Raw genomic sequence first — 13,996 nt, forward strand, 5'->3', positions numbered from 1 at the left:
TCCGAGCAGGAAGTTACAAGGCGGGCAAACAAAAAAGGGCTCTAGGCCCTTTTCTTAAATAAAATCATTTTAACCCGAGCGCTTTTTTCGTCGTCGGTCCAACAACTCCATCGGCCTTCAGCTTTTTCGCTTTCTGGAACTTTTTTACGGCCGCCTCTGTGCCTGGCCCAAAGACCCCATCAATTCCGTTCGTGCTATAGCCTTTGCTCGTTAAAACTCGCTGAAGTTCTTTGACCGCCGGCCCTTTGCTTCCTTTTTTGAGGATGGTTGATGTCGTCGGAACGGACGCGGCCGGAACCGCAGATCCGGTCACTTTATATCCGTTTGCTGCCGCTATGGCATTAAATGAATTTTTGGAAGATGTAATAATGACTGGCGTATTTACTTCAACCTGGGAATACAGCCACTGGACATCGTTATTGTACATCCGGATGCATCCCCCGCTCACATACCCGCCAATCGATTTCGAATTGTTGTTTCCGTGGATGGCATAGGTTGTTCCCCATGTACCGTTGGCGTTCAAACCGAGCCACCTGTTCCCTAGCGGATTTTTCGGGCTGCCTCCCGGAATCTTATCTTTGTAGTAAGGGCGGTTGACGATTTTATTGACAATCTTGAATTTTCCCTCCGGTGTGTAGGATGCCTTCCGTCCTGTCCCTACCTTAAAAACTTTTACTAGCTTGCTGTTATTATAATAAGCCAGCTGGTTTGTTGACTTATTAATAATAATGAATTCCCCGCTGGCAGCCATGGCTGGCGCCTCAAACAACACCATGGAAACAAACAGCAACAAGCAAATAAACAGCTTTCTCAATTCCCGTTCCCCCTTTTACTCAAGCATTCTTTTTCTCGCGAATGCCGCAGATTGTTTCCTGCACTTTCTGTCTTTTGTGTCTTCGCCTTAATAGACTAATCATTACAATAATAGTTACATATATTTCACTTGTGTGGTAAATATTTCAATCTCTTTTTTGCGACAAAATTCTGACAATTTGTCTTTTCGGGAGAGACTATGTCAAAAAAAAAACAAAAAAAAACACCCTGACACAGTTTACCTGTATCAGGGTGCATTTTTTATTTATATTAACGAATGCCTTTCATAAACCCTTCAATCTTAGGAGCGATCATAAAGAGGATAATACTTAGAACAATCGAAGCTCCTCCGATGATGCCGAAATAGAACATCTCATTTTCGACAGAATAGAACTGGACGATCTGTGCATTGATTGCCTGTGCAGCAGCACTGGATAAGAACCAAAGGCTCATTGTCTGCGCGGAGAAAGCAGCCGGCGCAAGTTTAGTTGTAGCCGAGAGGCCGACTGGCGACAGGCAAAGCTCACCAAGCACACAAATCAGGTAGCTAAGGGCAAGCCAAAGCGGGTTGACCAAGGATTCTGAACCGCCGAAGTAAGCTGGAAGCAAGATGACCAGGAAGGACAATCCGGCAAAAAGAAGTGCCAGCGAGAACTTTTGCGGGATGGACGGCTGGCGTTGGCCAAGCCTGACCCACATCCACGCAAACACAGGTGCAAGCGTGATGATGAATAATGGGTTCAATGACTGGAACCAGGCCGGTGAAATTTCAAATCCGGCAAAATTCAATTGTGTCCTTGTGTCCGCATAGCTCGCAAGAATCGTCGCCCCTTGTTCCTGGATCGCCCAGAACATGACGGATGCGATGAACAGCGGGATGTAGGCAATCAAGCGGGACCGTTCAACATCATTTGTTTTCGGGCTCCTGTACATGACGACAAAATAAGCTGTTGGAATCAAAATACCCAAAATTCCAACAAGATTAATAAAGCTTTTGAACGTAAGCAATCCTGCAGGAATGGCTGCTGCAATCAATCCGCCAATCACCAAGACAGCCAGACCGAGAAGCATAACAGTTTTTTTCTTTTCAGCCGGGCTCAATGGATTTGGAACATTAGTACCCGCGAGACCAAGGTTCTTCTTTTTTGTCATAACGAACATAAGTAGTCCAAAGAACATACCGACAGCGGCAATTCCAAAGCCTAGATGGAAGCTTGTTTTCATGACTTTTCCGACAATTAGCGGCGAAATGAATGCTCCAAGGTTGATCCCCATGTAGAAAATACTGAAACCAGCATCACGGCGATTGTCAGTTTCACTGTATATTTCCCCTACCACAGAGGAAACGTTCGGCTTCAGCAAGCCTGTACCAATGACAATCAGAATCATGGACATAAAGAAGAATGCAACATTGCCCGGAATGGCAAGCGCAATATGCCCAAGCATGATCAAAATACCGCCGTAGAAAACGGCTTTTGATGTACCAAAAACTCTGTCCGCAAGCCAGCCACCAATAATCCCAGACATATAAACAAGGGATCCGTAAATGGACATGATGGCGAGTGCAGTTGTCTTGTCAAGGCCTAGTCCGCCTTTTGACACTTCATAATACATATAGAAAACAAGGATCGCTCTCATCCCATAATATGAGAATCGTTCCCAGAATTCTGTGAAGAATAAAGTGAATAGTCCTTTTGGATGTCCGAAGAATCCAGTTTGGGGCACACTATCCACAATTTTCTGCCTATTATAGTTTGACATGGTTTTTTTGCCTCCTCTATTATGTTATTCTATAATACTTTCACGAGTATAATTTTGTCAAAAACTATTTTTGGAAATTAACTAAAAATATTGTAAATACGACATTCCATCGCATTTACGCAAAAAAAATAAGTTTTTTTAAAATAATTTTTATTTTGGAAATGTTTTTTCTTCGCTGAATTTTTTGATAGCTCTATAGCTGTTTTTACATTCTCTTACCCTGTCTTTTGCCAAAAAAATCCCCTAGCCTAAGGCCAGGGGAGCCACTCCGACATGTTGCCCGGAATGATAGACTGGAACAGAGGAACCCTTTACACGACCATTATCGCTACAAGGTTGTCTGTTCTGATTTTTCCATTCATATGAATAATAAACGTAAAACACCTTATTTCTCCACCTCTGTTATTCCAATCTGTCCCTCGGTCTGTACCTTTACTTGTTCAGGAACTTTAAGGTAGAGGATGGATTCTCCACCATGAATGGTGTGATTATTTCCCGCCTCTCGTGTGAACTGCCTCACCGGAAAGCTGTTGTTAAGGATGGCAAGTTCCACATTGACAAGGGTTGGCGCAACTTCAAGCTTGTTTCCATTCAGTTGATACGACATTCCTTTTGCTTTACTCGTAAAGTCGAGGCCATCAATGACAAGCTGTTCCCGATAGGAATAAATTTCGATTGCGTTTACAAGGCTTCTGTCCCGCTCAACGAGGATCTGAGGGCCGAAATCGCCTCCAAAATTAAACTCCAGAGTATCGGAAGTGAAATTCTCAAACCTTTCTTTTTTAACCAAATGCCGGTCATGAATCCCCTTCAGGTTCCCCGCATGCAGTTTTTGGTAATAGTCTTCCCATCCCCGGTCAACTTCGGTGCTAGACAGCCTTTCACCGGTGACTTTGTTCTCTTTAATCAGTGGTGAAACCACTGTCGCGACAATTAATACCCCAATATAGCCAATCAATAACCAGTGTGTCACTTTAGGGGTGCCGAATCTGATTTTGCCGGACTTAGCAAGCAGCTGGGAGGCTCCAATGACCATAAGAATTAACATCAAAACTGGAAAGATAGCCATTATTGCCTCACCTCCCTGCGCCGGAGGATGGCTATTCCGGCTCCAAAAATCAAAGCAGATGTGCTGAGCGTTTTCAATGCAAAGAGGAGAACATTTTTTTCTCCCACAAAAAATTCGATTCCCTTAATGAAATATTCATTTGGCACGATGCCGCCCAGGAACAGCATGCCAACAATGATGACAGGAATAAGGAAAATGAATACTTTGCTAATCGCCGTGATTGAGCTGAACAAAAAGCCAATCGAGCTGACCAAAAGGATATACAGGAAGGCCACAACAATCCCGAGCAGGATTTCTTCCATCCCGCTACGGATCGAGTAGACCGGTTGGCTTTTGAATAGATAGATGATGACCTTTAGCAAGTATCCGGACAAAACGGCAGTCATGCTCCCAAGCAGGCCCGCAGTAGCGAGAAAAAGGATGTTTGACAGCCCGCTGCTCACCCTGTTTGTGACAAAAGTGAAATCCTGGAATCTGTTCACCTTTGTATTGACAGTGATCGCAGTGATGAAAGCCCAAAAGAAGGTGAACACGATGACCACATCTGCTGAAAAGTAATTCACATTAATGATCATTCCGCCTCCGCTCATTCCGGTTGAACCGACACCTGCAAGCGAAAACACGATTGCCAGCACCTGAATGCCCACAAGAGCGCTAAAAGCATCGATATTGGCCCTTAGCTTATGAAAATATTGTTTTTTAACGACTTCAGCGAGATTCGTTTTCGTTAAAGACATCATCGATTCCCCCCTTCTCCTTGTTTGTCAGGTACACAAACAAGTCGCTTGAGCTTACTGGAAATAGCTCCGCGCCAGTTCCACGCAAGTCACTTACCTCATTTTTTGTCAACTCATTTCGGACAACAGCCTGGATCGTGTTTTTTCCAAGCGTCTTCTCATAAATGATTTCCCTGCCGTCGAGTATGTCCCGGACAACCTCGACGCTTCCCCTGACCGCGATTGCCCAGCTGCTGAATTCAGACATAGGCAAATGCAGGAAATTCTGTCCACCCTGGATGAGAAGAATGTTTTCAAGCAAATCCTCAATTTCCTCGAGATGATGGCTCGACAGAATAATCGTCCGTGGATGGTCAAGATAATCCTTCAGCAATGCGCGGTAAAAATCTTTCCTTGCCGCTTCATCCATCCCTGTTGTCGGTTCATCAAACATCGTCAATGGGCAACGGGACGCGAGACCGACAATCGCATTGAAAATGCTCGTCTTTCCTTTTGAAAGCCGGTTATGGTAATTTTTCGGGTCGAGCGAGAAATAATCCAGCAGTCGCCTTGCAAGCCGGTCATTCCAATTCGGATAAAAGCGGGCCCCTTCCTGCAAAATTTCTCCTAACGGGAGGGCGGAAGGAAAAACCATTCCATCATCCACAAATATAGAATTCAAGGAAACATGTAGACTTTCAAAAGGATTTTCACTGAATACCTTGGCAGTCCCTGAAGAGGGCTTTAAATACCCGGCCGCTATTTTCATTAAGGTAGTTTTCCCTGCGCCGTTTCTTCCGACCAGGCCAGTAATCGTATTGTCCTCAATGGAAAAACTAAGCTGATTCAAAGCCTTCTTGCCAAAATAAGTTTTCGTGACATTGTTGAATTCCACTGCCTTCATTTCTCACCCTCCCCCATTTCCGCTGCTTCAATCATGCCAATCAATTCGTTTCTATTAATATTGAGCCGGTTTGCCTCTATGACTAGCTCCCGAACAAGCCCCTTTAACGTTTCGTTCTTGCGCTTTTCAATAATGGCATCCCTTGCCCCAGCAGCAACAAACATCCCAAGCCCCCGCTTTTTGTATAAAATATTTTCTTCTGCCAATAAATTAAGCCCTTTCGCCGCAGTCGCAGGATTGATTGTGAACATTTCAGCGAGCTGATACTGGGAATAGACTTTTTCATCCGTCCCAAGATTTCCGCTGATGATTTCAGACTCAATCCATTCGGCAATCTGCACGTATATTGGCTTCATACTATCCGTGTCTAAAATAGGAATCGCCTCCCTCGTACATAGTACATTAGTGTAGTAATGCACCATGTAAATTTATGATATATTTTCCAACTCCCATTGTCAACAACTAATTCGGATAAAAAAGAAAAAACCAGCGGCAACCCCTAGGCTGCTGCTGGCTAAATGCATAAATCACTATAAAATCTCACTCCACATCTGTTGGCGAGGTAAGCTGGTCCTCATATTGGTCAATAAATAACTGGCCGTTCGTATTGATGACAGCATAATATATATCTTCAACTCGCAAGTTTCTTTTTTTGCATTCCGCCTCAATCCATTCCGGATTATAAGGGCCGGAAGCATTTTTATTAATAATTTCACCATCCATAATCAATTCAATCGGGAGGTGCTGACTTGAATTTGAGATGCCAAGATCCTGTTTGGTTGCATTCTGGAAAGGCTTCTTTTTTATGAGCGATAGCGTCCCGCTCACCTCAAGCAAGGCATATTCTACCTCGGTTATGTTAAAGACACCTTTCTCACGCAAAAGCTGATTGAGATCATCAATCGATACCTTTACTTTTTTCATATTCTTATCGAGTATTTTGCCATTTTCAATTAAAACTGTCGGGCTCCCTGATAACCATCCCCTTAAAACACGGCTTCTTGAAGAAAAAATGAGCAACGTATAAAACAAGATAAGCAAAGTGATGAAAGCAATAAAAATATCCCGGAACTTTAAACTCGTATGGAAACTCATATGGGCGATAAAAGCGCCAATTGTAACAGACAAGGCAAAGCTATAGTGGTTTTTATGGGCATTAATATGCTTTCCTATAGCAAAAGTAACAACTAACAATAGTATAAAACTTCCAGCCGTCCGTACGATGGGAATGAGGAGATTGTCCATTTTTGCACTCCTGTTTGCCAGATATTTTGAACATAGGCTTGCTTGAACCCCCGGAAGGCCATTCGTCCTTCTAATAGATTAATCTTCCAAATATGCGCTCTTTTTATCCATCCTACTGGAAATAACTTAATAACGAAACTGACGGTCCCTATTCTTTCCGGATTTTCATTTCGCTCCTTTTTAATGTAAAGCTGGTCGTTGCTTCTATATTTTTAAAAACCTTTGTGCTGTACGTGAAGTCGCCATAGCAATACGGGTAGCGGAAATTGTTTTTATCGCCGCCGCAGTTGTAGAGATCCGGGTTCTTTTGCACCTGCATGTAGGAGAACTCCTTCGCCAGTTCTTCCTTATGCTCGCCGCCTTTGCCGGCGACAAAATCAATATAACCAAGCCCCATATTATACGCCTGAACAATCGTCGGCAGGTCGACATTCTTTTTCTCTCCGTAATGGACGGCCCGATGGAAATGCTTGACGCCCTGTTGGATACTCTCCTCTGGATTCTTAATTGTATTCGGCGGAAGGCCCGCGGATTCCGAAGCTTGCATCGGGTCGCCTCCCCTTCCTTTGCTTTCTTGCTGCATGACAGCCGCAAGCAGCGGGGTATATTCCTCAAGCTGAACTTTTTCAAGCTCCTTCTGAAGCAATGGCGTATATTTCTCCACATTTCCTAGTGGAATACTCTTCAGAATCAGTTCCGGCTTTTTATGCAATTGAAACTCGTCATTCATAATTGCAAACACAATCAGCACCCCAAACAGGACCATCAATAAGTTCAGGGTCCTTTGCCGTTCCTTTCGGCTAGTGAATTTCTTTCGCTTCTTCTTCATCTCAGTTAGCTCCATATCTCGTAGTCTACTATCTATTATTATCAAAAATATTGAAGGAAAACTACCAAAAAGGCAAAAGAGCCGCTATCCAATCCAGCTTGTTTCCTTTCCAAGTTTCGGCAGTTTTTGCAAACCAACAACTTATGTGTTAGCATAAAGTTGTTTCTTTTTCATAATTAAAAATGGAGGTTCACGATGATTAAGTTTGAAAATATCGTAAAAACATATCACCGCCAACCTGTCATCCACGATTTCAACCTTGAAATTGAGGAAGGCGAACTGGTTGTTTTTATTGGCCCCAGCGGCTGTGGAAAGACTACCTTATTAAAAATGGTCAACCGGTTGATTGAGCCGACATCCGGAAAGATTGTTATTAACGGGAAGGACATTTCAACAATCGACCCAATTGAGCTGCGCAGGAATATTGGCTATGTCATCCAAAGCACCGGTTTGTTCCCGCATATGACAATCCGCGAAAACCTAGAACTGATTCCGAAACTGAAAGGCGAAGAGCCAGATGCCATTGTTGAAAAAACGGACAGGCTCCTGAACCTTGTCGGATTAAATCCCGGGGAATACCTTGACCGCTATCCCCAGGAGCTAAGCGGCGGCCAGCAACAGCGTGTTGGAGTCGCGCGGGCCTTTTCGACGGACTCCGATATTATTTTGATGGACGAGCCTTTTAGCGCGTTGGATCCCGTTACGAGAAGCTCTCTTCAGGAGGAATTGTTCAATATGCAGAAGGAATTGAACAAAACGATTATTTTCGTTACCCACGACATGGATGAGGCGTACAAAATCGCTGACCGAATCTGCCTTTTAAAGGACGGAGAAATTTTGCAATATGACACGCCTGAAAACATCCTGAAAAATCCGGCTTCCGAATTCGTGGAAAGCTTCCTTGGAAAGAGGCGTGTTTGGAACAACCCAGAAGTACTGAAGGCAGAGGATATCATGATTGCAAGCCCTGTTAAGGTTTCGCCTATGCGGAACGTGCTGCAGGCGATAGAAATTATGAAGGAAAGCAAAGTGGACAGCCTGATGGTGACAGACAAGAACCAAACGCTGATTGGCCTTGTGACACTGAAGGATATTAAAGTAACGAATCGCGCCATGCTCATTGGGGATGTCATGGAACGGAATATCCATTCCGTAGCCGAGGATATGGACCTGATTTCAGTTTTCAAAGAAATGAATGAACACAAGATTGGCTATTTACCAGTCGTAAATGAGGCCGGGCAATTGAGGGGGCTGATTACTAGAAGCAGTATCCTTTCTGCCTTAAGCAGCCAACTGATGGACCTGGAGGTGGCGTTTTAAATGACTGCTTTTTTTCAATATATATCGAATAATACCGGCCAGATTATGAATCTACTTGGCCAGCACATTTATCTAAGTATCATATCCGTTTTAATCGCAATTGCCGTCGGAGTACCGCTCGGGATAGCCATTTCAAGAAATCAACACTTCTCCAAACCAGTGATTGGGACCGCGAACGTCTTTCAGGCAATCCCAAGCTTGGCACTGCTCGGCTTCCTAATACCGTTTATTGGCATTGGCAGCACGCCAGCGATTGTAATGGTCGTCCTGTATTCCTTGCTGCCAATTGTTAAAAACACTTATACCGGACTGACGAATATTGACCGTGATATTCTGGAAGCTGCCCGCGGAATCGGGCTGACGAACAGCCAGATTATGCGAAAAATCCAGCTGCCGCTCGCATTCCCGGTCATCATGGCTGGTGTCCGGATTTCGGCTGTTACCGCAGTCGGCCTGATGACCATTGCTGCATTTGTCGGTGCTGGCGGACTTGGCTACCTCGTTTTCTCCGGCGTTCAAACGGTTGATAACAATATGATTTTAGCAGGTGCCATTCCAGCCTGTATCCTTGCGCTGTTCATCGACTTTGTCGTTGGAAAGCTGGAATCAAGCATTTCTTATAAAACCAAGATGGCATCTCCAGCTAAAAAGGCCAAGCCTTCTTTTGCAAAAAGAATTGCCTTACCGGCAATGATTGCGATTTTGGTTATCGGTATTGGCGCGACTTATGCATTCAACATAGCTGGCGCAAAAGAAAAGATTACGATTGGTTCTAAAAATTTCACTGAATCTATCATCCTTGGCAATATTTTAGCAGACCTGATTGAGGAAAAGACTGATATTCAAGTAGAGCGGAAACTTAACCTTGGCGGCACGAATGTTGTATTCGGCGCACTAAGGAAAGGCGATGTCGATGCGTACGTCGAATATACAGGAACTGGCCTAGTCAGCATTTTGAAAAAAGAGGTTTCCAACAATCCTGATGAAGTGTATCAAATCGTCCACGATGAATTCAAAAAGCAATTTGGCATTAAAACACTGAAGCCGCTCGGTTTCAATAACACCTATACACTCGCTGTCCGACAGGATACGGCTGATAAGTACGGGCTTGACACGTTCTCGGACCTTGCCGCTGTCAGCAATGAATTGACCATCGGGGCAACAATCGAATTCACGACCAGAGTCGACGGGCTGCCGGGTCTAGCGAAAGACTATAACATGAATTTCGGTAATACGAGAGCAGTCGATGGCGGCCTCCGTTATACCGCCATCCAAAGTAAGGAAAGCGATGTAATCGACGCCTTCTTAACAGATGGGCTGCTTGAAGAATTCAAACTGAAGGTGCTTGAGGACGACAGACAATTCTTCCCGCCTTACTATGCCGTTCCAATCGTACGGGAAGAAACACTCAAAGCACATCCCGAACTGAAAGAAACACTTGAGCTGCTCGGAGGCAAACTCACAGACGAAAAAATGCGCGAACTCAACTACCGCGCCGACAGCCTCAAACAATCACCACAAAAAATCGCCAAAGACTTTCTCATCGAAGAAGGGCTGATAAAGTGAATCTTCCATCAGCAGGGTGAAGCAAGGGGACGGTTCCAGCGCTTCCTTCGTAAACCGAAGGAAGCGCGGAACCGTCCCCTTATTCTCTCAAGAAATCAATAACACGGTCATATGTATGTTCATTGCCGATGATGAGCAGGATATCGCCCACTTCGATGCTTGCGTAAGGGCCGGGTGAGATAATGACTTCCCCTTCCCTCTTCATCCCAACGATGGTCCCGCCGGTATTTTGCCAAAATTTCATATCAGAAATCGTTTTTCCGATTTGCGCGCAATCCTCCGCAATCTCCACCTCAAACGGTACGAGCGGATTGATATAGCGCAGCTTGTCTGAGTAATCCACGATTTTTTCGATCGTTTCAAACAACTGGCCGTCCAGTTTCCCCCGCTCGACAATGATGCTCTTTAGCTTCTTTTCCATGTCTTTTACGGTTTTCAAATTCGTAAAACGGTTTATGTACGTCAACGCATTTTCACGGGACGCAATGACAACCCCTGCTCCCTTTTCCGATTTCACAATCTCGACATCCTCAAGAATCTTGATTGCTTTGCGGACCGTCTCCGGCGAAACATTGTACTCACTCGCCAATGTGGAACGCCCGTGAATCTTCTCGCCTACCTTATACTTCTCATTGTAAATTCGGTTGGCAATATCAATGGCAATTTGTTCATATATAGGAATTTTTGTTCGCATGAAGATCTTCCTTTATAGAGTGATGGCTGTTTCGTTTGCAAAACCAAACCAATCGGGCAGCGTTTAGCATACACGAAAACATTATCTATAGTATACCATTTGCGGCGGGGATTCCTTAACCCGGCGGCTTTTAAGCATAAGTAGCAATATCTCGAAAGGTTAACGATTTTGGAAAATCAGCTACTCTTTTGCAAAAACAAGCCTCTACAAAAACAGAAAAGTGCCGGTAAAAAGGCAAAGCGAACCTACCGGAATCGGATGCTTCAGAAAGGATGCAAAATATTGAATGAGAGTTTCGGCTTCATTGCTTTCCTTTCTGAACACCCCGAGAGTAATCGCCAGGAAGACTGCCGAGCAAAACAGCAATACGAGCGGAAAAGACATAAATCCGGTATGGACTGGAATGCGGAAAGTATAAAGGTATCCCCGCTCGAGGAGGAGCTTAAATATCGAATATGCAAAGAGTAACTCCAGAGCAGCTGTCAATAAAGCCCATAGCCAGAATTCTAGTTTGTTCATAAAAAATCTCCTTATTTCTCAATGAAATTTTGTGAAAAAAGTTGTCACTATATAACACAATTCGCCAATTTGAAGATATTCCCTTTTTTATAATGAGAAAAAAGTCGGTCTTTTTGCAAAATCAAAAACAACTAGTTATCGTTCCCCTAAGCAAAAAAAAGCCTGCGGGCCACTCCCCACTTAGAGGAGTCCGCCTGCAGGCTTGAATAAACAACTATTCTATTTCCCGTGCACAAACTCTCTTCTGACCTTCCGCCCCTTCAATTCACCTTCATTCAGATGAACCATCGCCATTGCAGCGAGCAGGAGAATACCAGTCGCAATGAAGACGCTTTGGACGGGGAACATACCGCCCAGAAGCCCGCCGATCAGCGGCCCAACCATGCCGCCCAACTGATGCGCGGTTTGATTCAGGCTGAATGCCCGGCCGCGGAAATCTTCCGGAGTCGACCTGACCACCAGTCCATTAAGCGCAGGGGTAACCGCGCAGAAAAATATACCAAACACAAAGCGGATCAGCGAGAAGCCCCAAATCTGGGCAAACAGAACCTGCGCAAGCATCCCGAGCCCACCGCCGAGAAGGCCTATAAACAAGACGCGCTGAAAGCCGACCTTGTCCGCCCATCTGCCCCAAAGCGGAGCAAACATGACACTCGCAATGCCCGGTAGCGAGAAAATGATGCCCGCAAGCAAGGATGCATGATTTGCCGAGCCGCTCAATTTCACAATATACAACGGCAGGATAGGCTCAATCGTCATGACCGAACTGCTGACGACCAGGGTCAAGATCAAGACGAGAAGGAACCGCTGATTATTGAGGGCAACGCGGAAGTCATTCCGCACTGACCCCTTCTCCTTATTCGGCTTAAAGTTCTCTTCCTTTACCAGAAAAATAATCAGTAAAGTCGCGAGCCCGACAATCAATCCTCCCGCCCCAAATGCCCAGCGGTTGCCAAAAAAATGGGCAACAGTCCCGCCGAACAGCGGGCCGACAATCTGCCCTGCCGCCGCACCAGAAGAAATGATCGATAAAGCATAACCGACCTTATCGCTAGGCGTGTTCGTGCCAATCAAGGCAATCGCACCGGGAATAAAGCCACTCAACAATCCCTGCAGAATCCTTAGCCCCAAAATCTGATAAGGATTTGTAACAAAAGCCATAAGCGTATAAATTACAAAAAGGGCAATACCTGCCCTGACAATCATCGGTTTCCGCCCGTATTTATCGGCCACTCTGCCCCAAAAAGGCGAAGCGATCGCACCGGCGAGAAATGCGGAACCAAATATCAGCCCTGACCACAGCTCTGTGTGCTCATGGACCCCCAATTGCAAAAGAAACAACGGTAAAAACGGGATAACCATCGAAAAACTTGCTGCCGTAAAAAATACTCCAACCCAAAGAATCCACAAATTACGTTTCCATAAGGGCAATGCAACTTTCATCTCCAAGCTTTATATCATTTAAATTCTTTTCCATTTACTATCTTAACACAATACAAAATTAATTTCACGGGCGAAATATTCGGATTCCGAAATATACTCCCTAAAAAAGAACACTGTCCAGAGTTCAGAGTTTCACCATATCTATGACCAATAAGAATGGATAGGGGACAGAGTTCCGTGGTTTTTACTCACTCTCTGTCCTATAAAAAACGATACGAAACGGGAAACCGCACAGGAAGCGATGAATTCTCAACACTACTTGCTGTCCTGTTCTCCAGCGTCAGCTTCCCGCCCTTCAAATGGAGCTGAGCATTCTGTTTCTGTTTCTGGCCCTTCGGATGTGTCATCGTAATTTTTGTTTTCTGTTTCGGAATGCTCCTCCTCCTCGCAAGGAGCCCCGCTTCCCATCACGGGTGGAGTGCCGACACCGTAAGTCGCCCCGATATTCAATTGGCCGCCCAGTTCCTTAATCCCCAGCTGGGCGATATGATTGTTCACCTCATATTTATCGACCACTACTTTCTCGATTTTATATTCCTGAATAATGACCGGCGGGGGTGTCAAGCCGGGATTTTCCTTTCTTTTTTCCCGGCCGTCACAAGTGTCTTGTTGACTGCGTAGCCGTTCTTCGTTTTCATCCATTCGATTATGTTGGATTTCAACCTGCTGCCGCATTTCTACCAGCATTTGTTCCATCATTTCCAACCGTAACGCGAGCGATTCAACCGCTTGTTTTCCCGAATCCAGCGGAGCCTGCCTGACGAGAACCATTTTTGGCAGACGGCGTTTCCCCTTTCTTTCTTGTGTACCTTTTAGCGCGACAATTTCCTTGTCCAAACTTTTCATATGATAAAAAAGTGGTTCCAGTTCCCTAAGGACAGACAGAAAAATTCTTTTTTCCAGCTCCAGTTCATTGATTCTCACTTCTTTTGCCGGACGTCTTTTAAGTCCCGCTTGTTCTTTCAAAAGCGGCGCAAATTCCTGTTCCCATTGAAGGAACCGCTTAAGATGCACTTCAAGAGTGTTCATTTTCTTGATACGTTTCTCAATCGCTTCAATTTTATGAAGCAGCGTATCATTTTCTTCATTTTTTCTGAATAGTCCTTTTAGAGACATG

General features: G+C 44.8%; 14 protein-coding genes. 2 read left to right on the forward strand and 12 right to left on the reverse strand.

The annotated features are described in order from the left end of the window. Positions 1-64: 64 nt before the first annotated feature. The 8 genes from D1B31_RS18880 to D1B31_RS18915 all read right to left on the reverse strand — a co-directional run bounded on the left by D1B31_RS18880 (position 65) and on the right by D1B31_RS18915 (position 7,337). Positions 65-814 carry a L,D-transpeptidase family protein gene (locus D1B31_RS18880; protein WP_275670731.1) on the reverse strand — a complete coding sequence of 250 codons (750 nt, stop codon included), beginning with the start codon at positions 812-814 and terminating at the stop codon, positions 65-67. Positions 815-1,083: 269 nt separating this feature from the next. Then, a complete protein-coding gene (locus D1B31_RS18885) occupies positions 1,084-2,574 on the reverse strand; it encodes a peptide MFS transporter (protein WP_118923338.1) in 1,491 nt (496 codons plus the stop codon). Between the two features lie 385 nt (positions 2,575-2,959). Continuing rightward, entirely contained in the window at positions 2,960-3,643 is a 684-nt protein-coding gene (locus D1B31_RS18890; protein WP_118923340.1) for a hypothetical protein, read from the reverse strand. Further along, positions 3,643-4,383 carry a hypothetical protein gene (locus D1B31_RS18895; RefSeq protein WP_142922608.1) on the reverse strand — a complete coding sequence of 247 codons (741 nt, stop codon included), beginning with the start codon at positions 4,381-4,383 and terminating at the stop codon, positions 3,643-3,645. Before D1B31_RS18895 ends, D1B31_RS18890 begins: the two co-directional genes overlap by 1 nt. Then, complete coding sequence (locus tag D1B31_RS18900) at positions 4,352-5,263, reverse strand: ATP-binding cassette domain-containing protein (protein WP_118923344.1); 912 nt, start codon at positions 5,261-5,263, stop codon at positions 4,352-4,354. Before D1B31_RS18900 ends, D1B31_RS18895 begins: the two co-directional genes overlap by 32 nt. Beyond that, entirely contained in the window at positions 5,260-5,619 is a 360-nt protein-coding gene (locus D1B31_RS18905; RefSeq protein WP_240035343.1) for a GntR family transcriptional regulator, read from the reverse strand. Before D1B31_RS18905 ends, D1B31_RS18900 begins: the two co-directional genes overlap by 4 nt. Before the next feature lie 184 nt (positions 5,620-5,803). Further along, a complete protein-coding gene (locus D1B31_RS18910; RefSeq protein ID WP_118923348.1) occupies positions 5,804-6,508 on the reverse strand; it encodes a DUF421 domain-containing protein in 705 nt (234 codons plus the stop codon). A 148-nt stretch (positions 6,509-6,656) separates the two neighbouring features. Beyond that, a complete protein-coding gene (locus D1B31_RS18915; protein WP_118923350.1) occupies positions 6,657-7,337 on the reverse strand; it encodes a lysozyme family protein in 681 nt (226 codons plus the stop codon). 195 nt (positions 7,338-7,532) lie between these two features. On the opposite strand from D1B31_RS18915, the gene D1B31_RS18920 reads away from it, so the two are divergent. Further along, on the forward strand, positions 7,533-8,657 hold the full coding sequence (locus D1B31_RS18920; RefSeq protein ID WP_118923352.1) for an ABC transporter ATP-binding protein: 1,125 nt from the start codon (positions 7,533-7,535) through the stop codon (positions 8,655-8,657). Next, on the forward strand, positions 8,658-10,223 hold the full coding sequence (locus D1B31_RS18925; protein WP_118923354.1) for an ABC transporter permease/substrate-binding protein: 1,566 nt from the start codon (positions 8,658-8,660) through the stop codon (positions 10,221-10,223). Between the two features lie 79 nt (positions 10,224-10,302). Here the strand turns inward: D1B31_RS18925 and D1B31_RS18930 are convergent, their stop codons facing one another. The 4 genes from D1B31_RS18930 to D1B31_RS18945 form a co-directional block, all read right to left on the reverse strand. Then, positions 10,303-10,917 (reverse strand): GntR family transcriptional regulator, encoded by a 615-nt coding sequence (locus tag D1B31_RS18930; RefSeq protein WP_118923356.1) that lies wholly within the window; start codon positions 10,915-10,917, stop codon positions 10,303-10,305. Between the two features lie 204 nt (positions 10,918-11,121). Next, positions 11,122-11,436: a hypothetical protein gene (locus tag D1B31_RS18935; RefSeq protein WP_118923358.1), complete on the reverse strand. Its 315-nt coding sequence runs from the start codon at positions 11,434-11,436 to the stop codon at positions 11,122-11,124. Between the two features lie 219 nt (positions 11,437-11,655). Then, on the reverse strand, positions 11,656-12,867 hold the full coding sequence (locus D1B31_RS18940) for an MFS transporter (protein ID WP_118923360.1): 1,212 nt from the start codon (positions 12,865-12,867) through the stop codon (positions 11,656-11,658). A gap of 267 nt (positions 12,868-13,134) precedes the next feature. Then, positions 13,135-13,995, reverse strand: coding sequence for a hypothetical protein (locus D1B31_RS18945; protein WP_118923362.1), 861 nt, complete (start codon positions 13,993-13,995; stop codon positions 13,135-13,137). Position 13,996 lies beyond the last annotated feature (1 nt).

Source organism: Neobacillus notoginsengisoli (assembly GCF_003515685.1).
Taxonomy (GTDB): domain Bacteria; phylum Bacillota; class Bacilli; order Bacillales; family Cytobacillaceae; genus Bacillus_D; species Bacillus_D notoginsengisoli.